The sequence below is a fragment of the Algoriphagus sanaruensis genome (assembly GCF_001593605.1).
GTDB lineage: Bacteria > Bacteroidota > Bacteroidia > Cytophagales > Cyclobacteriaceae > Algoriphagus > Algoriphagus sanaruensis.
In genome coordinates this window covers 1,591,565-1,615,476 of the sequence record NZ_CP012836.1, presented here as the reverse complement: position 1 = coordinate 1,615,476, position 23,912 = coordinate 1,591,565, and the positions used below count along the sequence as shown (strand labels likewise).

Annotated in this window: 18 protein-coding genes and 1 riboswitch; of the genes, 6 read left to right on the top strand and 12 right to left on the bottom strand. The window is 42.1% G+C overall.

What is annotated here, in order from left to right; genetic code table 11:
- Positions 1-4: 4 nt before the first annotated feature.
- Positions 5-433, bottom strand: coding sequence for an Hsp20/alpha crystallin family protein (locus AO498_RS07190; protein WP_067545287.1), 429 nt, complete (start codon positions 431-433; stop codon positions 5-7).
- Between the two features lie 230 nt (positions 434-663).
- Positions 664-855 carry a cold-shock protein gene (locus AO498_RS07185; protein ID WP_067545283.1) on the bottom strand — a complete coding sequence of 64 codons (192 nt, stop codon included), beginning with the start codon at positions 853-855 and terminating at the stop codon, positions 664-666.
- Positions 856-943: 88 nt separating this feature from the next.
- Here AO498_RS07185 and AO498_RS07180 point away from each other — a divergent pair, with 88 nt between their 5' ends.
- A complete protein-coding gene (locus AO498_RS07180; RefSeq protein ID WP_067545280.1) occupies positions 944-1,435 on the top strand; it encodes a SixA phosphatase family protein in 492 nt (163 codons plus the stop codon).
- On the opposite strand, the gene AO498_RS07175 is transcribed toward AO498_RS07180, so the two are convergent.
- From AO498_RS07175 to AO498_RS07140, 8 genes are all read right to left on the bottom strand, one after another.
- Complete coding sequence (locus tag AO498_RS07175) at positions 1,432-2,163, bottom strand: SDR family NAD(P)-dependent oxidoreductase (RefSeq protein WP_067545278.1); 732 nt, start codon at positions 2,161-2,163, stop codon at positions 1,432-1,434. The two genes, AO498_RS07180 and AO498_RS07175, sit on opposite strands and share 4 nt — an antisense overlap.
- An 8-nt stretch (positions 2,164-2,171) precedes the next feature.
- On the bottom strand, positions 2,172-3,566 hold the full coding sequence (gene hslU, locus AO498_RS07170; protein WP_067545275.1) for an ATP-dependent protease ATPase subunit HslU: 1,395 nt from the start codon (positions 3,564-3,566) through the stop codon (positions 2,172-2,174).
- 63 nt (positions 3,567-3,629) lie between these two features.
- The gene (gene lon / locus AO498_RS07165) at positions 3,630-6,107 is read right to left on the bottom strand and encodes an endopeptidase La (protein WP_067545272.1); all 2,478 of its coding nucleotides are present in this window, start codon (positions 6,105-6,107) and stop codon (positions 3,630-3,632) included.
- A 286-nt stretch (positions 6,108-6,393) separates the two neighbouring features.
- Positions 6,394-8,703, bottom strand: coding sequence for an ATP-binding protein (locus tag AO498_RS07160; protein ID WP_067545269.1), 2,310 nt, complete (start codon positions 8,701-8,703; stop codon positions 6,394-6,396).
- Positions 8,704-9,046: 343 nt separating this feature from the next.
- Complete coding sequence (locus AO498_RS07155; RefSeq protein ID WP_148660197.1) at positions 9,047-11,089, bottom strand: Kelch repeat-containing protein; 2,043 nt, start codon at positions 11,087-11,089, stop codon at positions 9,047-9,049.
- 4 nt (positions 11,090-11,093) lie between these two features.
- Positions 11,094-12,332: a hypothetical protein gene (locus AO498_RS07150; RefSeq protein WP_148660196.1), complete on the bottom strand. Its 1,239-nt coding sequence runs from the start codon at positions 12,330-12,332 to the stop codon at positions 11,094-11,096.
- A 180-nt stretch (positions 12,333-12,512) separates the two neighbouring features.
- Positions 12,513-13,826, bottom strand: coding sequence for an RIP metalloprotease RseP (gene rseP, locus AO498_RS07145; protein ID WP_067545261.1), 1,314 nt, complete (start codon positions 13,824-13,826; stop codon positions 12,513-12,515).
- Positions 13,827-14,993: a 1-deoxy-D-xylulose-5-phosphate reductoisomerase gene (locus AO498_RS07140; protein WP_067545258.1), complete on the bottom strand. Its 1,167-nt coding sequence runs from the start codon at positions 14,991-14,993 to the stop codon at positions 13,827-13,829.
- Positions 14,994-15,214: 221 nt separating this feature from the next.
- Between AO498_RS07140 and AO498_RS07135 the strand changes: the two genes are divergently transcribed.
- A complete protein-coding gene (locus AO498_RS07135) occupies positions 15,215-16,657 on the top strand; it encodes a S1C family serine protease (protein WP_067545255.1) in 1,443 nt (480 codons plus the stop codon).
- A gap of 62 nt (positions 16,658-16,719) precedes the next feature.
- Positions 16,720-17,130 carry a nucleotidyltransferase substrate binding protein gene (locus AO498_RS07130; RefSeq protein ID WP_067545252.1) on the top strand — a complete coding sequence of 137 codons (411 nt, stop codon included), beginning with the start codon at positions 16,720-16,722 and terminating at the stop codon, positions 17,128-17,130.
- Positions 17,131-17,320: 190 nt separating this feature from the next.
- Here AO498_RS07130 and AO498_RS07125 read toward each other — a convergent pair whose 3' ends face one another.
- Both AO498_RS07125 and AO498_RS07120 read right to left on the bottom strand, forming a co-directional pair.
- Positions 17,321-18,373, bottom strand: coding sequence for a YncE family protein (locus AO498_RS07125; protein WP_067545248.1), 1,053 nt, complete (start codon positions 18,371-18,373; stop codon positions 17,321-17,323).
- Entirely contained in the window at positions 18,370-20,343 is a 1,974-nt protein-coding gene (locus AO498_RS07120) for a TonB-dependent receptor plug domain-containing protein (RefSeq protein ID WP_067545246.1), read from the bottom strand. The genes AO498_RS07125 and AO498_RS07120 overlap by 4 nt, the downstream gene beginning before the upstream one ends.
- A riboswitch (cobalamin riboswitch) is annotated at positions 20,343-20,585 on the bottom strand. (Overlaps the previous gene by 1 nt.)
- A 232-nt stretch (positions 20,586-20,817) precedes the next feature.
- Between AO498_RS07120 and AO498_RS07115 the strand changes: the two genes are divergently transcribed.
- The 3 genes from AO498_RS07115 to AO498_RS07105 are packed head-to-tail and all read left to right on the top strand — an operon-like array spanning position 20,818 to position 23,850.
- Positions 20,818-21,852 carry an ABC transporter substrate-binding protein gene (locus AO498_RS07115; RefSeq protein ID WP_236778648.1) on the top strand — a complete coding sequence of 345 codons (1,035 nt, stop codon included), beginning with the start codon at positions 20,818-20,820 and terminating at the stop codon, positions 21,850-21,852.
- A complete protein-coding gene (locus AO498_RS07110) occupies positions 21,849-22,868 on the top strand; it encodes an iron ABC transporter permease (protein ID WP_067545243.1) in 1,020 nt (339 codons plus the stop codon). Before AO498_RS07115 ends, AO498_RS07110 begins: the two co-directional genes overlap by 4 nt.
- A gap of 4 nt (positions 22,869-22,872) precedes the next feature.
- Entirely contained in the window at positions 22,873-23,850 is a 978-nt protein-coding gene (locus tag AO498_RS07105) for an ABC transporter ATP-binding protein (protein ID WP_067545240.1), read from the top strand.
- The last annotated feature ends 62 nt before the right edge of the window (positions 23,851-23,912 follow it).

The following is a 23,912-nucleotide window of genomic DNA, read 5'->3' as shown; positions in this document are numbered from 1 at the left end:
AAAATCAATGAACTTGGATACTAGCCTTTTGGATTTTTTTGACTGTCTTGGGGAGTTGAATTACTAAAATCCCATCCTCATATTTAGCCTCGATTTTTTCTACAAGAACGTCTTCTGGAATAAAGAAGGAGCGTTGGAAAGACCCAAATTGGGTTTCAAGCGTATGAAAGGTTTTCCCTTCTTGTTTTCCATTCAATTTCCGCTCCCCAGAAACTGAAAGCTTCCCGTCGATTAAATCAATTTTAAAATCAGACTTTTTTACACCCGGAACCGCTAAATGAATTTCATAGGAAAGCTCATCCTCTAAAATATCCACTGCAGGCGTAAATTGCTTAGAGGCTGCCTGAAGAGTATCGGAGAAAATTCGATCCAGCATTCCTGAAAAAGAAGCAGGAACTTGAGAATCCAGCTGATTAAATCGTAAAAGTTTCATAGTTGTGTTGGTTTTTGTTTACAATCAACCCAATGAAAAATGCATACCAGCTCAATTTCCAGGACAACTTGTCTTATTCTAGGATAAAAAAAAGTACCATTCCCCGACAAAGTGACTTTATGAGTCAAGATTCATCGGTTTAAAAATCGAATTGAAAACACCCTATAAAACAAAAAAATCCTCCGAAATAACTTTCGGAGGACAGATACTAATACATTCTAAAGAATATGTTAGGCCTTTTTGACGTTGATGGCGTTGGGTCCTTTTTTTCCATCCTTGATGTCATAGGTAACTTTGTCGTTCTGAGCGACTTTGTCAACTAACCCAGTGGCATGTACGAATACATCACCTTGAGTTTCGTCATCAACGATAAATCCGAAACCTTTGGCTTCATTGTAAAATTTTACTGTTCCGGTAAACATAATGAATTGTTATAAATTGTAATTGAATGCGCGATAAATGTAAATATTTGAATAAAAAAAACAAAATAATCATTTATTTTCTGACGAAATGAAAAAAATTATTTTGATTCGGCATGGAAAATCGGCTTGGGACCAACCTTGGCTTTCGGATCATGATCGTCCTTTGGCCGATCGAGGAATCCATGATGCTCCCAAAATGGCCTCAAGATTGAAAGAAAAATCAATCCACCCTGATCTCATTTTAAGCTCTACCGCAATTCGCGCCGCAGAAACTGCTAAAATAACAGCTGAAATTTTGGGCATCCCCGAGGATGAAATTGAATTCGAAAAGAACCTCTATCATGCTTCCCCTTCGATACTACTCAAATACATTCACCTTCAAAAAGATTCCAAAGACCTCATTTTCTTAGTTGGACATAATCCGGGACTCAATGAACTTATTTCCTACTTAGGCGGAAAATTGGACAACTTACCGACTTCGGGACAATTTGGATTTACATTCGCAACTAATTCTTGGAATGAAATCGGGCCCCAAAATGCAAAAGTTTGGTTTATCGATTATCCCAAAAAGAAGCATTAATCAACCTCAAATTGACGGACATCCTGAACCACATCTACAAATTTTTCTGGATGGTTGATCAAATGAAGAATTTTTTCAGAAACCTCCTCCGCAGTACTTAACAGACCTTCGGTTTTGTACTGAACAAAGCGATCCAAGGCAGGGAAATCCTCAGGTTCTGCATTCCGAATTTCACCCTGCATTGCTGTATCGACAATCCCTGGTGCTAAGGAAAACACGCTAAAGCCTTTATTTCTGAGTTCCTGTCCAGCAACTTTAGAGAACATCTCTAAACCAGCCTTGGAACTGCAATATTCTCCCCATCCTGCCAGAGGCTTTTTGGCTGCACCAGAACTAATGTTAATGATGATTTTTTGTCCTTTGTTTTCTTGATAGTTCTTCACAAAAGCGTTACAAAGGGTAATAGGAGCAAGCAAATTCAGGTTCATGACTTCCTTAATCCCCTTTGGGTTCAACTTGCCAATCGGTTTTACATCCCCTATCCACCCGGCATTATTGATCAAAATGTAACGATCAAATTCGCCATCACTAAAAATTTTAGGCAAACTGGACTCCAGAGCAGCCAAGTCACTTAAATCCAATGCTAATTCATGGACCCTTGAATTTTCTAACTCTAAAGAAGTTCTGGATACCGCCACAATTTGAGTCGAATCTTCCATCAAGAATCGATCAAAAATTGCCTTTCCCAATCCTTTGGAGTGACCGGTCAGAATCAACAGAGTTCGCATAATTGGACTTACAAAATGTATTGAGAAAGATCTCTATTTTTCACAAGACCACTTAGTCGCTGCTCGACCATCTCCTTGGTCACCATGATTTTAGAATTTGGCTCAATCATATCAGGAACTTCAAAAAGAAAATCGTTTAGCAAATGACTCATCACCGTATGAAGTCTTCTTGCACCGATATTTTCTACTTCTTGATTGATCAGGAACGCCAGACGGGCAATTTCCTCCACCGCATCTTCGGTGAAATCCAATGAAACGTCTTCTGCTTCAAATAAGGCTTGATATTGTTTGGTTAACGCATTTTTAGGTTCGCGAAGAATTCTTGAAAAATCCTCTTGGCTCAAACTTTGAAGTTCTACGCGAATTGGGAAACGACCTTGGAGCTCTGGAATTAAATCCGAAGGCTTACTCACATGAAATGCTCCTGCAGCAATAAAAAGAATATGATCCGTGTTGATCACCCCGTATTTAGTATTGACACTGGATCCTTCTACAATCGGAAGTAAATCCCGTTGTACACCTTCTCGGCTAACGTCTGGCCCCCCTCCATTTTTTCCTGATTTAGAGGCTATTTTATCGATCTCGTCGATAAATATGATTCCGTTATTTTCAGCAAGCTTGATCGCTTCCTCTTTGACTTCATCGAAATCAATCAATTTGGACATTTCTTCTTCTAGGAGGACTTTTCTTGCTTCAGAAATGGAGAGTTTTCTTTTTTTGGTCTTTTTAGGCATCATCCCAGACAACATATCCTGAAGTCCAGCCATGCTTGCATCATCGATCATCCCATTCCCAATCATTCCTATCCCCACAGGAGACGAGGCTTTGACGTTGATTTCGATTTTTCGATCATCCAATTCCCCATTTCTTAGCTTTTCTCGAAATCTATCCCGAGTCCTTTCATTCAATTCATCGTCTGAGCTTGGTTCTTGTTCGCCCTCTAGTTGAACTACCGCTCGCCCGAATCCCGGACTTTTCACAGGAGGAATCAAAATATCCAAAATTACCTCCTCCACTGAATCAGCAGCTTTGACCTTGACTTGCTCCTTTTTAACCTCACGAACCAAATGGACACTTTGCTCCACTAGGTCCCTCACCATACTTTCTACATCCCGACCGACATAGCCTACTTCGGTAAACTTGGAGGCTTCTACTTTAGTAAAAGGGGCTTGGGCGATCTTAGCCAAACGCCTAGCGATTTCCGTTTTCCCGACCCCAGTGCTCCCAATCATTAAAATATTATTGGGAACAATGTCTTTTTGGATATCGGATTTGACTTGCATTCTTCGAATTCGGTTTCGAAGTGCAATCGCAACATTCCTCTTTGCATCCTGCTGTCCGATGATGTATTTATCCAACTCCTGAACGATCTGTCTGGGAGTAAGTGATTCAAATTTGTCCATGTGGTTTAGTGTTGTAAGGGCTAAAATGAAAAGGGTCTCCTCATTCCTAAGGAGACTTTCTTATCAGTTGCCAGATTTGGTCTTGGATGAGAAGCTAAATTTTAATGGTTGATCCACCTTTGTTTTGGTCAGAGCGATTTCAAGCACCTCATCCACCCGATCGACAAAATGGAATTGGATTCCTTTAATGTATTGTGCATCTATTTCTTCGATATCACGAAGGTTCTTCTTACAAAGGATAATTTCCCGGATTCCTGCACGCTTGGCAGCAAGGATTTTTTCCTTGATCCCGCCGACTGGAAGCACTTTTCCGATCAGGCTGATTTCACCAGTCATGGCTACTTTAGCCTTTACCTTTCGCTGCGTATAAACTGAAGCCATCGCTGTGAGCATGGTAATCCCGGCAGATGGGCCATCCTTCGGAACTGCTCCTGCTGGCACGTGGATATGCAAATCATATTGATCAAATACCCGATGGTCAATCCCCAATTGATCTGCTTTGGACTTGAGGTAAGACAAGGCAGTCATCGCTGACTCTTTCATGACCTCACCCAATTGACCAGATAAAGTCAATTTACCTCTACCCCTACTCAGACTAGATTCAATAAATAGAATTTCACCTCCCACTGACGTCCAAGCTAGGCCTGTTACCACTCCGGCGGTGCTATTGTCCTGATAAATTTCTTTATCAAAAATTTCAGCTCCTAAAATCTTTCTAACGGCCTCAGAAGTCACCTTGGAGTTATATTCCTCCTCCATCGCAATAGATTTGGCGATATTTCGAATGACCTTCCCAATTGCACGCTCCAAGCTTCTGACTCCAGATTCTCGGGTATAATCCTCAATAATCTTTACCAAAGCTGCTTTTTCAAAAGTCACATCTTTCGATTTGAGCCCATGCTCCTTTCGTTGTTTGGGAACTAGGTGCCGTTTAGCTATCTCTAACTTTTCTTCCTGCGTATATCCAGTGACCTCGATGATCTCCATCCGATCTCTTAATGCCGGCTGAATTGTATCCAATGAATTTGCCGTGGCAATGAATAATACCTTGCTCAAATCATATTCCACCTCCAGGTAGTTATCCATGAAGGTGCTGTTTTGCTCAGGATCAAGTACTTCCAAAAAAGCGGAAGAAGGATCTCCTCTAAAGTCAGAGGAAAGCTTATCTATCTCATCCAGTACAAAAACCGGATTTGAGATTTTCACCTTTTTCATGTTTTGAATCACCTTACCAGGCATGGCACCCACATAGGTTTTTCGGTGCCCTCGGATTTCTGCTTCATCATGAAGCCCCCCCAAGGACATACGGATGTACTTCCGACCCAAGGCTGCTGCGATTGATTTTCCAAGGGAAGTTTTACCAACTCCAGGAGGGCCATACAAACACAGAATAGGTCCTTTGAGATCATTTTTAAGTTTGAGTACAGCCAAATATTCGATGATTCGATCTTTTACTTTTTCTAAGCCGAAATGGTCAGCATCCAAAATCTCACGGGCATGTCTTAAGTCAAAATTGTCTTGGGTAAACTCATTCCAAGGCAAATCCACCATCGTTTCCGCATAGTTGAGTGCGATGGGATATTCTGCTGCAGCTGGATTGATTCTAAGTATCTTATCCAGCTCTTTTTCAAAGTGCTTTTTGACTTCCGGTGGCCAATTTTTCTTCTCTCCTCTCGCTCTTAGATCTTCGACTTCCTTCTCAGGACCTTCTTCACCAAGTTCTGTTTGGAGCACTTTCATTTGCTGACGAAGGAAATAATCTCGCTGTTGCTGATCGATATCCGTATGAACTTTCTTTTGAATTTCTGATTTGAGCTCCAGCATTTGGATATCCTTCATCATAAATTCCAGAAGCAGTGTAGCCCTCTCCACCCCATCATTGATTTCCAACAAGCGTTGTTTTGACTCAACTGGAGCATTGATATTCGAAGAAAGAAAATGAGTCAGGAAAGGAGTGTTGTCAATATTATCCAATGCCACCTGAGCCTCCCTTGGAATCTCCGGATTCAGGTGAAGAATCTTGGTTGCGGCATCTTTGAGAGACTCCTCTAGGGCCTTGATCTTCTTGGAATTCTTCGGGAAATTCTCTTCCAAATAATCCACCTTGGCAATAAAATATGGATCATCGGTTACCGTTTCACGGATTGCAAAACGCTTTTTTCCCTGAATAATAATGGTTGTATTTCCATCAGGGAGAACAATCATCTTGATGATTTTGGCCAAAGTGCCGGTATGGTAAATATCCTCCCAAGAAGGATCATCATTATTGGGATTGATTTGCGCGCACACGCCGATCAATTTATTACCCTTGTAGGCCTTCTTCACCAAACGGATGGATCGCTGCCGACCAACCGTTATTGGAATAACTACCCCAGGAAACAAAACGGTATTTCGCACGGAAAGAATTGGGATTTCTTCAGCAAACTCTTCTTTTCCCAATTGATCCTCGTCTTCATCCGTGATCAGTTGAATTAGATCTCCTTCTCCGGCGTAATCTCCATTGAAAAGATTTTGAAATAGTGTTTTTTCAGATTGACTCATATAGACAGATTGACAGACTTGCTGTCAAGAAATGGCCGTTTAACAAAACTAAACCTAATTGATTTGATTGGCAGAATAAAGTTTCAATCCCGATGCCAAATGGAAAATTAGCCAAATTGACAGCAAATACCTTCTATCAAGATTCAGCTTTCAGAAAATCGGAATAATTCAAACTTAACGCAATTTGGCTTGCATTGGAATACCCAAGCTCAAAAAATAAAGGCCGGAATCAGGGACTTTACTTCGAATAAAAAGAAAGATTTAAAGGATTCAATCCTAACTAAAATCAAGCGTTAGGAAAGGAGACTGTAAACTGAGTGTATTCACCCACTTTGGACTCCACTAGAAGCGTACCTCCCAAACGGTCTACCATTCGCTTCACAATGGATAATCCTAAACCTGTTCCCTGCCTGTCTCCAACGTTCGAAGCTCTTTTGAAAGGAGTAAATAATCGCTCAATATCCGATTCAGGGATACCAATACCTTGATCCTTGATTCGTAAATGAATATGGGTGCTATCTTTCTCCAAATAAATTTCAATCGGCAGATCTTTGTCCAAATACTTGATTGAATTGGATAAGAGATTGGATGTGATATGATACAACAGCTTCCGATCGGAAGTAAGATTCAATCCCATTTTTGGAAAATGGAATTCTACTTTAGGCTGAGGATTTTTACCCTCAATCACTTCATCCACTAGGACACTCAAGAAAGAAGTAAGTTCTACAGATTCAAAGTTCAATTCAAATTCGTCGCTTTGAAGACGCTCATATAGGAGCAATTCGTCTAGCATACTAACCAACTTTGAGATATTGGATCTTGCAGAAGAAATGGTACGCTCGAGTTTTTCTTGAAGCTCAAGGTTAGGAACTTTTGGGATTTGTAAGCCCACCAACTCGACTGCATTGGAAACAATGGAAAGTGGAGTCCTAAACTCATGGGAAGTCATGTGCATCATTTGGCCTCTCAACTCCTTCAGTGCCTTTTCCTTTTCGAGGTTAAGCTGAATTGTTTCCAGCGCCTGAGTCTCCAAAGTTTTATCTAATAGAATCCCTCGAATCACGTAACCGTCAACTTCCCCATACACTTTTCCAATCAATCGAAGAATTTTTACTTCATTCGCCAGGTTTGTGATTCTAAATTCCTCGTTAAAAAAACGATTGGTATCCCCATATTCCAAACCAACCTGTCTGACTCGTTCAATCTCAGATTCATCTAATAGCCTCGTGAGAGGTATTTTTGTAATATCCTTCGAGACTGCGCTTAGCTTCAAAACATTTAATGCGGTAGGAGTCGTGCTAAAAATATCAAGATCTAAATTTGTATCGATTTTGATATGAAACGTAGAAATATCTGCCAATTCATGCGACTTCTCCACCAAAAGCTTCAACTCCTTATTCTTAGCATTTAGGAAGAGTAAGCGGACAAATAACAATATCAAGAAAAAGGTAAATAAGCCCCCCAGAAGGATAAACCTATTGATTAGCGTTAAGCGACCAGACAATTGATCATTTTCAATTTGAAAGGCCTGGAATAAGGTTAGCTCGGCAGAGAAATTTTTAGACAATTCGACTTTTCTTCGCTCCAATTCAGCCTCAAACCGCTCTTTCTCCCAAAAAACCTCATAAGCACTTAAATAGTCTCCTTTACTTTCATAAATCTTAATCAAGTGAATATAAATCTGGCGAGATAAAGATTCGGATAAATAAATGGATTCAGAGGTAGTACCCTTAATTAAGATTTCTTGTGCGGCATCCAAGTCACCTTCTGCTTCATACATCCTTGCCAAAAACAAAATGGATTCAAAAAAGGCTACAAAGCTCTCTTGTTCTTTATTGTCATAGTAATAGGCTAAGGCATCCTGAAAACTCTGTTTTGCTTTCGGAAAATCACCTTCCAAATAGGCAATTTTCCCTCTTAGCCCTTGAGTAATTCCGAATCCTGGCACTTCCTCTTTTCTGGTCTTGAGCTTTTCTGAAATTTCCAAAAAGTACCTTGAAGAATCTAGATTGGGAATGGCTGAATACGAAAATGCTAAGTTGAAAGCAGCAACTCTCATTCGGTCTTTCCTGTCTAATTGAGAATAAATCTCATAAGCTCTTCTGAACGGTCCGATCGCATCGACCGTATCTCCCATATAAATGAAGAGACTCCCGTATGTATTTTCCAAATCTCCTAGTCCAGAGTAATCATTAAGCTCGATAAATATTTCCTTGGCTTTTTGAATATACTCTTGAGTCAGCACAAAATTCCGAGCCTGAACAGAGGCAAGTGCTAGTAATCGATAGCTATTTCCTAATCCTCTTTGATAATTAGACTTTTGAGATTTTGACAATAATTCCAAGGTCAAGGTCAAGGACTCTCGAGGATTTACTCTGGTCAAATCTCTGGCTTTTGCAGCAATCGAGTCAAGTTCAATTATTTCTTCTTCCGATGGCTCTTGAGGATGCACAGCCATAAATCGATAAATCACCAAAAAAGTCACACAGAATACGATTAAAGAAAATCCTAAAAATAGAAGTCTTCCTCGAGTGGAATTAAAATCCAACTGGGTCAAAAATTGGGATTTGATTTTTTGAAAATCAATTGACTTCATTTATGTATTTTCTTTAAAGAATGATCAAAAATACTGAGCTAAATCACTTTTTCAAGACATTATCTTCAAAATTAAATACTCAAAAGAAAAATAATATTTATAAATATATAAAATTAATCCATAATGCAATTATGACTAAATATTCATTTTTACAAACATTTATAAAATATGAATAGTTAAATAATAAATTATAAATTATCAAAAAAACACAATTAATTAATTGATTATTTTAAAATAATTGATCCAATTCGTTTAAAAATTTTGCTTTAACGTATTTTTGAATAAGTTTCACTTCAAAAAGGTTTAACAAAAAAGGGAAACCACTTCTGGTTTCCCTTTTTTGTTACTCTTTAATCAGATCTGGCCGAATATCAAATCCATTATAGGGACTTATCAATACGACGGATTTTCCTTGGGTAAATGCCATTGATCTATCATACCCAAAATCTCCAACTCTCAGATCCCTCATCTCAAAAGTGGTCAGATCCAATTCCTTGATCGAGGTATAGATAGAAAACAAATAGGCCTTCCCATTGATAATCGGCGGATTTCCTTGCATAAAATATCCTAACTGCTGATCCACCAGTTTGACCAGTACCCAAGGGGAATTTGGAGATACTTTTCTGTATAACCCATACTGGCCAGTATCCTCCATATAGGAGATGGAAAATAATTGAGTATTCCAAGCAAAGGTTAAATTGGATCTAGTCAATGCGGAATCCGTCAATCGGGTCCAGGATTTAGTCTTAAATGAATAAAGCCAGGCTTGAGAATTAAATACATTTCCTACGCCTTCGTAATCAATAAATAATCCTTGCTCAAAAATCAACCCATCAGGCACCTCGTAACTAGCTTGGAAGGAATCTATCCCCTCAGGAAATTGCCCTAAATTAACCCAAGATCTATCATTGACAGAATAAACGAATACGGGACCTTTAGCCTGACCATAATCTTTTCCACCACCGATAATGAAAAAGTTCTCAGTCGCTTGAAAAATAGAATAGTTTCGAATCCGAAAATCAGTCGGCAAGCGATCATAAAGCGCAGTACGATAGGTCTCTTTCAGGGAATGCCTTAAGATCCCATCCATAGTAAGGGTAAAGCCAAAGTCTCCGCGTTGAATGACTCCTTTTTGAACTGCATTAAAAGTCCCCTCATCCTCCCAATTCACGGGAACGCGAATGGAGGGATAGTTCACTTTTACAGTAATTGGATTTGAAAACTTCCCAAAATTCTTGACCCTAACCTTCATTTCTCTCGCAGGAAATGTGATATCGGAAGGATATAGAACCAAACTATCCTTATAAAATCCCCCCTGTCCCAAAAAGACTTCCTTTCCCGACTCATCGATAAACTGATTACGCTCACCTGATTCTTTATTGGAGAAATTTCCTCCTCGGATTACTTCTTTAAAGCCATCCAGAATAAGTTCAGAATCTGTAACTCTGCTCGGATTGAGATCAAATACTTTTCCCAAATTATACTCCACACCTCGCATGGTTAGTTTCAAATCTGGACTGGCAACATCGCCTTCAAAGAAGGTCTTGTCTAAGTAGGGGGAAAATCGGAGCTCTTGCTTATTTCTAGCGGTGATATTGGATATCCCCACTGAGTTGTATTGGAGGTTTATAGCTCCTTGATCCAAATAATCCCCACGGATGATTACCTCCTCATCAAAATCAATCTTTTGGGTCGGTTGAGAAGTAAATTGCGCATCTTCGAATTGGAGCACTTTGCGTTCACGATATTCTCGTCCCGCTATTGAAAGTTTCAGTTCTACCTCTTTTTCTCTCCCTGTAGTAGACGTCAGCAATAAAGACGGCAATTCAGCAGAAATGGTATTGGAGTCCAATAGTGTAAAGGATAAGGAGTAAATATCCACACTTAGCGTATAGTTGCTTGGAACTTTACTTAGCCGCTGTCCACGAATAATCAATCGTTGGTCTTTATAGATTTTTTCCGGCCACTCAACCGCTGTGATCAAAAACCCTTGAGAACCCTGACTTACAAATTTTTCTGACTTGGAATACACCACGCCTTGATCAGTTTTCAAAAATGCTGCAGCATAGTAAGTGGCGCCTAATGCCAAAGAATGCTTGGCAGTCAATGAAAATGTCTTGTCTGGTTTTCCGGCGGCACTGACGTAATCATCCGATTCGAGAGTGGGTGTTACGGAATTTCTGGAATAAACAAAGCCATATTCCAGTACCTGATCAGAACCAAACTCATAGATATTGGCTCCAAATTGAACCCCATTTTCGGAAATTTCCTGAATGGAAGCGACACTGAATCTAGGGTTGGTTCTTGGACCAATCTCCTCCTGACCCTCACAAGAAAACAAACTAATAGCCCAAGCTATGGCAAAGAGATAACGAAGTGTCTTCATGGATTTAAAAAACATACGTGATTCCCAATCCAGCATCGATACGATGATAAACTGAATTGTTGTTATTGATTTCAATACTGTAAAATTTGGGCAGATATCTACCCTGAATACTTACGCCAAAAATCCCTTTTTCTTTGAAGGATTTTTGTAGCCCAATTGCGCCATGAAAAAACGTAATACCACGCTTCACTCGACCAAATTCACCTTCTTCCAGTATGGTGTAAGGAAAATTGGTATAAGCAATGTCCTGAATGGCGTAACTAACCGAAGTTTTGGAAAATGCATATCCGCTTCCCACATGAAGATAAATCTCCCTGTTCTTTACTTTGGAAAGAATGTATTGATAGGTAATTGGAATACTAATCAGGGAAACAGACATTTCTTGGGTTCCGGTAAATCTCCCCAAATTCGCCTTTAACTCTGATTCGATCGAAAGAGGAACAAGGTCATAGCCAATGCCAGCCTCAATTCCCATCCTCGGAGAATTCCTAAAACTATGCAAGCGAAATCCCGCATAGCCTTGAAAGGCCATGGAGGTTTGAAAATTGTCGATTCGATCACCTGTAAGCTGGGCAGTCTTGATTCCCGATTGAAAAACAGTAGCTCTGATTACTGGGGAAATCAAATAATCCGGACGGAGCTGTCCATAATACGTGTATTCTGACTTTTCACAATCGTAATACTTCGTAAACAACCACACCAAATCATCTTCCCGAAGCTTTGTTCGCTGAATTAATGGATAAATTTTCCCCTGACAATCTCCGGCCATCAAGGTATTCAAAGTAGTCACATATGGCAGGTGTCTGGAAGAAACTTTTACTCCTTCGCTTTTGGGTAGGCTGATTTGATCCTCTAATTTTTCGAGTCGGTCTGCACCACCCGCATAGTAAATTCCATTCTTTCGAACCAATCGGATTGACCCCCCAATTAAAATCTGAGCAAAAACCTCCTGCTCTCCATCCGGCAATTTCATGGTTTCAAAGTATTCACCCGAACCCAATCCAAATCCAGAAATATCCTCTGGACCATAGGAAGTGGTCTCCCCTCTTCTCAAAAACTCAATTCGATCGAAATCCAATTGACCTAATTTCCGAATTACTGATCCGTCAAATCTCCTCCCATTCTTCATCAGCACAAAGTCCACATCCGGTATTTCAGATTGGGAAAATGAGGCCAAGGGGGTAAGGAAAGAAATCAAAATAGCAAAGAGCAGAGCTGCATTTTGCATTGATTTAAAGCCCATACTGTGATAAAGTTAGTTTAGTGTTCCTGATTGCGTGAAAAAACTAGTTTCAATGTAGCTCAAGATTCTCAATCTGAAAAAAATTCTATCTCGGCAGTTTTAAAAATTTAATACTCCTCTGAAAATCAGCAAATAAAAAAGCCCGAATTACTTCGGGCCTTACTACTGATTTTTTATGGATTAGCTGAAAAGCTTCAAAATATCATTGCCAATTGCGAACACCATCAGTGCTAACAATATGACCATTCCAACTTTTTGTGCATTTTCCAAAAACTTATCTGAAGGTGCTCGACCTGAAACCATTTCATAAAGTAAGAACATCACATGACCTCCATCCAATGCTGGTATCGGCAGCAAATTCATAAAGGCTAAAATCATTGAAATCAATCCTGTGATACTCCAAAACTTAATCCAATCCCAAGAAGCCCCGTAAATTTTTGCCATTCCAATTGGGCCACTCACATTCTTTGCAGATACTTCTCCAGTAAACATTTTACCCAATGCTTTGGCGTTTACGATGACCACACCAAATGCTCTTGAAGTCCCTTTTGACAACGCCTCTCCAAAACCATATTCTCTTCTAACTGGCTCGATCAAAGGTTTGATAGCAATCCCAATTCGAGCTTCTTCGGTTACTGGGATAGCTAAGGTATCCACTTTCGAATTTTGTCTTCTCACCACTTGTGCCGTCTGACCTTTGAGAGGTTGAAGTGCAGCTTGCATCTGATCGAAATACTGAATTGCTTGATTGTTGACGGCGATAATTTCATCTCCAACTGCGATTCCAGCAGCTTCAGCGCCACTTCCTTCATCAACAATCCCGACTTCAAAAGGAACACGGATCGTCACAAATTTGCTAAAAGCGTCTTCTGAATTGAACGTATTGATAAATCCTCGTGGGATCTCAACTTGGATAATTTCCCCATTTCGATCTACGGTGTAATACCCGTTTTCACTCAGAAGTGCAGAGCCGCTAGTTAGATCTGAAATGCTATTGTAAGGATCCCCATTGATATCTAAAATTTTATCACCAGTCTGAAGTCCTATCGCCTCTGCATATTCATTGGCGACTATTCCATTTTCGATGATTTGATCTCTAGAAAAATAGGTCTCTCCGTTGTTCCAAACCAGAACTACGAAAATCACAATCCCGGTAATCACATTGACAATAATCCCTCCGAGCATCACGATCAGACGTTGCCAAGCTGGTTTTGCCCGAAACTCCCAAGGCTGGGGCTCTGATGCTAGCTGGGCAGTATCCATGGATTCATCGACCATTCCGGAGATTTTTACAAATCCTCCCAAAGGAATCGCTCCTATTGAATACTCCGTTTCACCCCATTGGAATCCTGCAATTTTCGGAGGAAATCCGATGGAGAATTTTTCCACTCTCATGCCAAATAGCTTGGCGGTAAGCAAGTGACCCAGCTCGTGAAGACCCACTAGGATTGACAATCCTAGGAGTAGCTGGCCCACCATAATTAATGTTTCCATTTATACTCTTGACTTAATTAAATTTTCAATTAGTTCTCTTGCTCGCTGATCAGTATCGATGTAATCCTGCAAGGTCGGATGGGAAATAAATTCGGTTTGAGTCATCGTCTCCTCGATCAAATCCGACATTTCCAAGAATCCTACTTCCCGATTCAAGAACGCCGCCACAGCTACTTCGTTTGCCGCATTTAGCACACAAGGGGAGTTGCCTCCTTTTGCTAAAGCGTCAAATGCCAGTTGAAGGTTCCGGAACGTTTTCATATCCGGCTGTTCGAAGGTCAAATTTGGATATTTGGCAAAGTTGAATCGTTCAAAATCGCTTTTCAACCGATGAGGATAACTCAAGGCAAATTGGATGGGAATACGCATATCAGGCAGCCCAAGTTGTGCTTTGATGGATCCATCTTCAAACTGCACCAAGGAATGAATAATACTCTGCGGATGTACCACCACTTCAATTTGCTCCGTCTTTAACCCAAACAACCATTTAGCCTCGATCACCTCCAAGCCCTTATTCATCAAAGACGCTGAGTCGATCGTGATCTTTGCGCCCATATCCCAATTGGGATGCTTTAAAGCTTGCTCACGGGTTACTGTTTGGAGAAATTCCCGGTCCTTACCTCGAAATGGTCCTCCAGAGGCGGTAAGGATGATTTTTTCAATCGGATTGTGAAACTCTCCGACCAAACACTGAAAAATCGCCGAATGCTCCGAGTCCACGGGATAAATATTAACCCCGTTTTCTTTTGCCAAAGCGGTGATGATTTCTCCTGCCACAACCAACGTCTCTTTATTTGCTAGCGCAATTTGTTTTCCTGCCTTGATCGCATGCACCGTAGGAATCAAACCGGAATAACCCACTAAGGCGGTCAAAACCACATCTATGGTATCCATCTCCACTACTTGAGCAATTGCTTTTTGTCCGGCAAAAACCTTGATGTCATGCGGAAGTAAGGCTTCTTTAACCTTTTGATAATTGCTCTCATTACCGATGACGACTGCATTGGGCTGAAACTCCAAAGCCTGGGCAATCAGTAAATCGCAGTTATTTTGGGCCGTCAATACTTCTACCTGAAAATCCTCAGGATGCTGCCGGATAACATCTAGCGTCTGTGTACCAATACTTCCGGTACTTCCTAGAATTGCAATACGTTTGGGTTCTGACATTAAAAAGGATTTTAGTACCAAACAAAAACCTTCCGATCAACGGAAGGTTGCGTCTGATGCTGACAAAATTACCAATTGGACTGAGTTTTCCTTGTACACTCCGTCACATTTTACCATTTGGGACAATTTTTGATTTTCAAAGTCGGCCGTAAGTCCTTAAAATTTGTGAATCCTTTCGGCCTTAGCCAACCAATTTTCAGTTCACCAGTAAAATAAATACCATGAACACCATTTTGAAATCAGTTGCTATTCCTTTCGCCTCAGGGATACTTGGGGCGGCTCTTTGGATGTCGTTTCAAAGTCCTGAAAAACGGTCCTCTCAGGACGAGTATAGTTTTGAACAAGTACCTACCCAAATGGCAAGTCAGCCTAAGGTACCAAATTCTGGACTTCGGACTGATCCACCACTTTCTTTTATCGAAGCTTCTCAAAACAGTACCGAATCGGTCGTATTCATCAAAAACTTCAGTGGAACTGACTATCGGCGCTACAGTATGTTTGATTACTTCTTTGGCACAGGACCCACCCAGCAAGTGAGTACTGGCTCGGGTGTAATCATCTCGAATGACGGATACATCATTACCAACAACCATGTAATTGATCGAGCGGAAACCATCGAGGTAGTTCACCAAAAACGTACCTACAAAGCCAAACTGGTCGGAACAGATAAAAACACGGATATCGCGGTCCTGAAAATTGAAGCCCAAAACCTTCCAGAAATCAAACGAGGCTCCAGCAGATCCCTCCAAATCGGAGAATGGGTGCTCGCTGTAGGAAATCCATTCAATCTGACCTCCACAGTCACGGCTGGAATCGTTTCTGCCAAAGAGCGGCAAATCAATATCCTTGGTGGGGATTTCCCTCTGGAAAGCTTTATTCAAACCGACGCACCGATCAATCCAGGAAACTCTGGTGGGGCGCTTGTCAATGTTAACGGTGAATTGGTGGGAATCAACACCGCCATTTTATCTCGAACAGGTTCATACACCGGATATGGATTTGCAGTACCGGTAGATGTAGCCATTAAAGTAGCCAACGACTTGATCAAATTTGGTGAGGTACAAAAGGCCATTCCGGGAATGGATGTGGTAGAAATAACTCCTGAACTAGCTGAAGAAATGGAGCTAAAAAATCTAGATGGAGTTATTATTTCTCACATTCTCAGAAGTGGTGCTGCCGAAAACTCTGGACTTCAAAAGAATGACGTCATTACCCAAATCGGCGATTGGAAAATCACTGGCAAAGGAAGCTTCGAGGAAGCACTTTCCTATTATTACCCTGGGGACAAAATAAATGTCTCGTACACCAGAAATGGCGCAAGCAAAACCGTAAATCTCACCCTACAAAATCTAGAAGGTGGCACAGGAATTATCAAACGCGAATATTACTCCTCTGCCTTGATTGGAGCGCGATTAGAAGCCGTCAATGCCATTGAAAAAGATCGACTCAAAATCCCATATGGGGTAAAAATCAGTTCACTGACTCGAGGCTACCTTCGAGATTTAGGATTCCGAGATGGATACGTTATAACTCATGTCAATGAGATGCCTGCCAAAGACCCGAAAACCCTTGGAGAATACCTAGAAAAATTCAGCGGAAGACTTAAATTGGAAGGTGTAGCTCCAAATGGACAGCCATTTATGCAGAGTTATAATGTGAGGTAATAATTGAAAAATCTAGGATTCTTCCCATCAATTTTGGCTATATTCCTACCAAAGAATAAACCATGAAAACCCTGCCCCAAACCTGTGAACAATGTTTAGATCTGTATTCCAAGGCATTAGAAGAATTGGAACTCTATGCACAGCGCGCTAAAAAACTGAATTCAGACGAATCCAATCGGGAGCTGATTATCAATTTTGAAATCACCCATGAGTTGGCGCTAAAGCTGATGGGTAAGTATTTTGAAAAGATGGGGAAAGGTCCTTTTACAGGAAGCCGCGATCTTACTGCGGAAGCATTTCATGCAGATTTGATTGATGATGGGAAAGCTTGGTTAGATATTGTGATTGATCGAATCAAGTATAATCCGGTTTATGAATTGGATGCTCAACATGATTTTTTAGACCGTATTCAAAAGGATTACATTCCTCTTCTGGAAAAATTTGAGGACAACATGTCCAAAAAATTGAATTAAAAAAAAGAGCTGCTTCGATCGAGGCAGCTCTTTTGCTTTATCAAAATCCAAGAGGATAATTGCGAAGGATTTCTGGCTTCAATTTTTCAACAGATCATGAAAGTAAAAATTAGAGAATTATTAAAGAGGTAATTTTATTTCGAAACTGGCCACTGAGACTGCTTCCTTCCTCCCATTCTTCCCAACTTCTTTACCTCACCAGAATCCCTGATGGCCCTCGTCCCACTTCCATCGTTTTAACCAGGGAACCATCTTTGGAATACACCGTTACTTCCCCATTGCCTTGGAAGCCTTTAGAATTGGCCAAGTAGATTTCTTCCCGATCTTGATCATATCCGATTCCATAAAACCCTGTTCCTGTTTTCCAGCTTGGAATCAAAGTCGTATCATAAATCGAAGTCACCGCGATTCCATCGTTGTAATCCGGCCAGCCCGTACTAGTCAAAATATAAATCCGATCATCTTCTCCCAAAGCAATCCGACTCGTTGCATTTGCAATATCCAGCTGGAGAAAATTCTTTTTCGTCAGATTATCGAGGTGAAATGATTGGAAATAAACATTTTCGGCATCATAAGAATATACCCACAAATCCCCGCGCTGCTCAAAAAACTGAACGGGAGTTCCTAACACTTCAATCGTTTTGGTTACCGTTTCTGTATCTGCATCGATTATTTCGATTTTGCTTTCCTCCGAACTTGCTACAAACACGTATTTCCCAAAAGCAAACAAATCCTCGGGCTTGTTCGAAACCTCGATTTTCTTTTTCACCGGACCTCCATCCAAACCGGAAACCACTGCCACATAAGAATCAGGAGTCATATAGCTCGCATCATAAGGTCCATAATCGGAAATAAAAAGCTTTCCACGAGCCGTAGCCAAGGATCTAGGTTGATCCAAATCGGAAATTACAGCGCCTCGAGATTTGAAGTCACCTGGATTAACAACCTCCACTTTTCCTGTATTGGCTACTAAGTACAACCGATCTTCTTCCAAAACCAAATCTTCCAGCAATCCTGCAAATGGACGTCCATTTTCCAATTCAAAAATATTTTGGGTCAAAGTCCCGGAAGCCGGGTCAAAATGAAAAACTTCTCCGTCATTGGCTCCAAAAGCTCCTTCATTCATCAGGAGAATTCCAGTATCATACTTCCCCAGAGGTCGTTCATCGCCTCCAGATTCACAGGAAAAAAGCAGGGTAATTAGGGCTAAAGCCCATAGTTGGTTTTTAAACAAATACTTCATAATAAAAGGGTTAAATTGATTTGAAAAGATCGACCGGGCATGGCCCGGAGATAAAGCACTTGGTAGTCCCGATCCAGCAGGTTGAGTACCTGAAAGCTGATCGGAAACTGGAGTTTTTTCCATCGGAGTTGAGAAAATGAAAGACCTGCATTCCAGAGTTGATATCCATCCAAGACTCGGACATTACCGGTGCCGATGGAGCGAGGACCGACATAAAAAGTGGAGAGATTGATGGAAAATCCGCTTCGCTCCGCCTCTAGGCTCCCGTTGCCCTGATGCTCAGGCGTGTAGGGAAGTTGCCGTGGATTTTGAGCATCGGATGTAAGATCTAAGGCTTGGAAAAAGGTATAGCTTGCTCGGGCTTCCCAATTCCATTGACCGGATTTCCAGGCTAATTTCCCTTGATACTCCAAGCCCTGATTTTGTACCTCGCGGATATTCTGTGGACTCCAAATGTTTCCCTGAGGCAGCCAAATGATCCAATTATCCACCTGCATTCGATAATAAGTCAAACTTTGCTCCCAAGAAAAAGCTGCTGTTTGGATCCAATGAAAACCGACTTCCCCATTCACACTTTTCTCAGGCAGCAAATCGGGATTTCCTCCTGGATTCCAAAAGCGGTCATTCAGCGTTGGCACCTTGAATCCCTTTCCAGCGGAAGCTTTGAGTAAAAGTTGATGATTGCCTTCTTCCAAAATCAAAAAATCAATCCCCAATCCCGGAAGAAAGGGTTCAAATTGATCCTGGTAAGCCAACTGACGGAAATTTGCAGAAATTGAAAGTCGATCACTTGCATCCCATTTAGCACTTTGATACAACTCAAGTCGCTGGTCCGAAGCAGAATAGGTACTCAGATCGCCTTTGGCAAAAGTCCCTCGCGTGCCGATTTTGAACGTCCAGTTTTCATTTTTTTGGATATCCCAGTCGGTAGCCAAGAGAAATTGACGAGTGCGATTTTCGCTGGCATTGAAGATGAGTTGATCGGAAACCCAACCGGCCTTGACATTCCAAATCGAACCTTCCCCAAAACGGAAATAGTCCAGAACTGCTCGCCAACTTTGATCTTCTTGGGTGTCCTGAGTGGCCGAACCCATCACTGGCTGAATCTGTCGATCAGCACGATTCCACCAAAGGGAAGCTTTCAGCTGACTTTTCTCAAAAAGATTCCAAGCCGCATCTTGCACAAATCCTGTCTGCTTAGTTTGGGCATTTTGTGCTCTGACTTCCGGAGTTCCCGGCTTGGAAAGATCCCGAAAAGGGAAATCATTTTGCACAAACTGCCGGTAAATCTTGGTTTGGGAGCTAAAACTTTTTCCAGAAAACCCAGCAGAAATCGCAGAATTCTTTAAACCAAAACTTCCAAATGTCTGACTCAATCGCCCTTTGAAGCCCTGCCCAAATTGGGCCTTGGTGCCTAAATGTACACTTCCTCCGATGGCCTCATTGCCAAAAAGCGCTCCCGAACTTCCAAAATGAACTTCTGCCTGATCGATGGCCTGGATTGGCAAAATGCTTAAATCGCTTTGACCAAGGGAGATGCTATTGATCGGCAGGCCATTCCAAAAAACAGCCGTGTGACCTGCCGAAGTCCCACGGAAAGATGGGGAAGCAAGCATCCCAGCCCCATATTGACGAACAAAAACGGGCGACTTTTCCTGAAGCAAATCGCCCAAGGACCGAGCCGCAAAGGCCTCCAAGTCCCTTTTCTCAAAGGAAATCACCTTTTGCCCTTGAGCAAAACGATCCAAGGCAGGCGCATATACCGCCACCTCAGCCAAGGCCACCGTATCCTGTGAGGTTGAAAAACCAAACAGGGAAAATACCAAAAACACCAAGGGCATGTCCGATCGAATAGGTTTAGTCCAAACGATTCGGCCTTGAGAGAAATTAAGAAAGAAATGAATGGTTTCACCTCCGACCAAGTCGGATGAGAAATCGACAAGTCTTCTTCGCTTTTCCTCCGAAAGCACAGAATCAGCTGATCTAGGCAGGTCTCCTGGCTCGTCTGACTTTTACCGGCCTTCTCAAGTCGTCCCGATAGCTATCAGGATCGGCTCAATGGCTTAGTGGTGTAAAAGTACTTCCCCATGTTGCGATGGGGCAGACTTACAGTTGCGGGGACAGCTCCGGTTTCGCACCGGATTCCCTTTTAATCCCAAGCTCCAACCCAAAATCAAGAGTTAGTTTGGGAACCAAAATCGTTTCAAAGTAAAGCGATTTTTATTCGTCAGAAAAGCCTCAGAATGTTAAAAATTTTGGAAAGCAGCAGAAATCGCGTTTACCTTGGTGGAAAATTTCGCCCATTTCAGGAGATGAAAAGCCCCCTTTCAAAATTTACTTCATCTTTTCTTCCAGCGCCTTATATCCTTTTTTTTGGATGGGTGTTTTTTATTTTTTCTTGCGGAAAGAAATCGGAAACTGCTCTGGAAAAAACCTTAGTCCCATTGGAATTTGCCAAAGGGTTTGAACTGTTTCGAGGGGAAAACTTCTGGGAAATCCATGTCACCCAAGGCTACACTGGTGCGGAAAAAACCTACCGGTATTTGGTTTTGGGCGAAGGTAACGAAGTTGAAAAAACAGGCTTTGATGCAGTGGTTCAGCTCCCGATTTCCAAGGTAATTCTGACCTCAACCACGCAGGTTCCCCACCTCGATATGATGGGTGAAACAAATAAATTGATTGGATTCCCACAGACCGATTTGATCTCCTCTGTTGCTGCCCGTGCCCGAATAGATGCGGGAAAAGTCACCGACCTCGGTAGTGGTCCATCAGCCAACCCAGAGATGGTCATCGACCTGCAACCGGACTGGATTATGATTTCGACATTAGGCGAAGATTTGCGCTACTTAGATCTTTTTGCGCAAGCGAATATACCAGCTCTGATCAATGGAGAATATGTGGAGCAAAATCCATTAGGAAGAGCTGAATGGATCAAGTTTACGGGAATTTTACTTGGGAAATATGAAGAGGCAGTTGCTGAATTTGAGAAAATAAAAATCGCTTATCAGGAAGCTGAAAAGCTAGCCGATCAAATTCCTGCTTACCATCGACCGAAAGTCCTTAGCGGGGTCATGTATCAGGACGTTTGGTACGCTCCGGGCTCCGAAAGTTGGGGAGCTCAGATACTTCAAAATGCGGGCGGAGACTATGTATTCTCTGACCAAATGGGCTCTGGCAGCTTGCAACTCAACTATGAATTTGTCCTCGATCGGGCGGCGGAAGCGGAGGTTTGGATAGGTTCGGCAGACTTTCCGGATATCAAAACCATGGGGACCAATGAACCCAGATACCGAAATTTTCAAGCTTGGAAAACAAGACAGGTCTACACCTACACTGCAAAAAAAGGAGCTACAGGAGGCTTGGAATACTTCGAACTCGGCTATGTGCGACCCGATCTGATTCTCAAAGACCTGATCAAAATCCTCCATCCGGAACTTTTGCCCGAGTATGAGTTATATTTTTATCAGAAATTACCATGACTCTCCGAACGTACCTGTTTCCCATCACCATCCTTCTCCTCGGACTGAGCTTTCTGCTCAATCTGAGCATGGGTTCGGTGTGGATTCCCTTCGGAGAAATTGTAGGCGGATTGGTTTCAGGTGATTGGACCAAAACGTCATGGGAGCAAATCATCCTCAACTACCGTCTTCCCAAGGCTTTGGTAGCCATTTTTGCCGGAATCGGACTCAGCTTGAGTGGATTACAGATGCAGACCTTTTTCAGAAATCCACTTGCCGGACCCTTTGTTTTGGGGATCAGTTCCGGGGCTGGATTGGGAGTAGCTATTTTGATGTTGGCTGGATCGGCATTGGGATTTGTCCTGAGCGGAATTAGTTCCTGGGCGATAGCCACAGCCGGGATTTTGGGAGCGGGTTTGGTACTTTCAGGTGTGAGTTTGGTGGCCTGGCGGGTAAAGGACAGCATGACTTTGCTGATTGTCGGGTTGATGTTTGGAAGCGCAGTTTCAGCGGTAGTTTCGGTCTTGTCTTTTTTCTCAGGGGCAGAAGCACTGAAGCTTTATACCGTCTGGTCGATGGGGAGTCTGGGTGCATTGGGCTGGTCCCAGGTTTGGATATTGGGAGTCCTGATCGGATTAGGAAGCCTGCCCGTTTTTCTTTCCATCAAGTCCTACAATGCTCTTTTATTGGGAGAAAACTACGCCCGAAGCATGGGTATCCGAACCGGACAAATGCGATGGGTAATGATTTTGAGTACTGGAATTTTAGCAGGTGGAATTACCGCCTTTTGTGGACCGATTGCCTTTTTGGGAATTGCAGTACCCCATTTGGCGAGGATGGTTTGGAAGAGTTCGGATCATCGAATTTTGTTCCCGGGTTCGGCTTTGATCGGCGCGATTTTGCTATTGCTCTGTGATGCGGTGGGCCAATTGCCAGGTTTGGCAAGCACGCTCCCGATCAATGCAGTCACCTCTCTGGTTGGAGCACCGATCGTGATTGCACTGATTTTGAGAAAAAACTTCAGCAAAGACTTTTAATCCGATGAAGAAGCACTCCACCTCAATTGCCCTCTCTGGAAAAAGTCTTTCCCTCGGCTACTTCCACCAAAAAGCAAAAAAGGAGATCCTTTCCGACTTGCATTTTGAGCTTTTTTCTGGTGAACTCACTTGCCTCCTCGGACCCAATGGAGTCGGTAAATCCACTCTCATCAAGTCTATTTTGGGGCAAATCCATCCTTGGAAAGGAAGCATCCAACTCGATCAGGAATCCATCACAGACTTTTCCGTTGAAGAACTCGCCAAACGAATTGCTGTAGTATTGACGGATCCGATTTTCCCAGGAAATATGACTGTGGGACAATTGGTAGCATTGGGCCGAACGCCCCATACAGGTTGGTCCGGAAAGTTGAATACCGCCGATCGAGTAATCGTCGAGAAAGCCCTTTCCGACACCAAAATCTCCTACCTCCAAGACGAACGACTCAGCGAAATCAGCGACGGCCAACGCCAAAAAGCAATGATTGCACGGGCTTTGGCCCAAGATGGACGAGTGATGATTTTGGACGAACCAACTGCCCATTTGGATCTGGTCAATCGCTTTGAGATCATGACATTGCTGAGGGATATCGCTCATTCCCAGCAAAAAGCGATTTTGGTCGTAACCCATGATTTGGACATAGCCATTGAGACGGCTGATCGATTTTGGCTACTCAACTGTGGCACGCCTTTAATTTCCGGCAAGCCAGAAGACTTAATTATCTCCAGTCAGATCAATCAATTACTTCCAAGCGATAAGTATCGATTTAGCCTTAGCCGTGGGAGAATGGAAATGGGAATAAAAGATTTGAAACTACCGATTGAAGGCCCGAAGGAGTTGACTTTTTGGGTGGAAAAGGCGCTAATTAAAGCGGGGATTCAGACCTTGGATTCGACGGTTTCGGTATCAGCAGAACCCTTTTTGATTCGCTACAAAGACCAGGGATTTAGCACTTTGGAGGAGCTAGTGATTTTTTTGAAATAGTAAGAAATTGAGAGAATTAAGGAGTGCAAAAACTCAATCCATATCTAGCTAAATCCCAGCTG

Bases quoted from the DNA above. Each gene is read 5' to 3' on its own strand.
- AO498_RS07190 (WP_067545287.1), bottom strand. From the start codon at position 433: ATGAAACTTTTACGATTTAATCAGCTGGATTCTCAAGTTCCTGCTTCT.
- AO498_RS07185 (WP_067545283.1), bottom strand. From the start codon at position 855: ATGTTTACCGGAACAGTAAAATTTTACAATGAAGCCAAAGGTTTCGGA.
- AO498_RS07180 (WP_067545280.1), top strand. From the start codon at position 944: ATGAAAAAAATTATTTTGATTCGGCATGGAAAATCGGCTTGGGACCAA.
- AO498_RS07175 (WP_067545278.1), bottom strand. From the start codon at position 2,163: ATGCGAACTCTGTTGATTCTGACCGGTCACTCCAAAGGATTGGGAAAG.
- hslU (WP_067545275.1), bottom strand. From the start codon at position 3,566: ATGGACAAATTTGAATCACTTACTCCCAGACAGATCGTTCAGGAGTTG.
- lon (WP_067545272.1), bottom strand. From the start codon at position 6,107: ATGAGTCAATCTGAAAAAACACTATTTCAAAATCTTTTCAATGGAGAT.
- AO498_RS07160 (WP_067545269.1), bottom strand. From the start codon at position 8,703: ATGAAGTCAATTGATTTTCAAAAAATCAAATCCCAATTTTTGACCCAG.
- AO498_RS07155 (WP_148660197.1), bottom strand. From the start codon at position 11,089: ATGAAGACACTTCGTTATCTCTTTGCCATAGCTTGGGCTATTAGTTTG.
- AO498_RS07150 (WP_148660196.1), bottom strand. From the start codon at position 12,332: ATGGGCTTTAAATCAATGCAAAATGCAGCTCTGCTCTTTGCTATTTTG.
- rseP (WP_067545261.1), bottom strand. From the start codon at position 13,826: ATGGAAACATTAATTATGGTGGGCCAGCTACTCCTAGGATTGTCAATC.
- AO498_RS07140 (WP_067545258.1), bottom strand. From the start codon at position 14,993: ATGTCAGAACCCAAACGTATTGCAATTCTAGGAAGTACCGGAAGTATT.
- AO498_RS07135 (WP_067545255.1), top strand. From the start codon at position 15,215: ATGAACACCATTTTGAAATCAGTTGCTATTCCTTTCGCCTCAGGGATA.
- AO498_RS07130 (WP_067545252.1), top strand. From the start codon at position 16,720: ATGAAAACCCTGCCCCAAACCTGTGAACAATGTTTAGATCTGTATTCC.
- AO498_RS07125 (WP_067545248.1), bottom strand. From the start codon at position 18,373: ATGAAGTATTTGTTTAAAAACCAACTATGGGCTTTAGCCCTAATTACC.
- AO498_RS07110 (WP_067545243.1), top strand. From the start codon at position 21,849: ATGACTCTCCGAACGTACCTGTTTCCCATCACCATCCTTCTCCTCGGA.
- AO498_RS07105 (WP_067545240.1), top strand. From the start codon at position 22,873: ATGAAGAAGCACTCCACCTCAATTGCCCTCTCTGGAAAAAGTCTTTCC.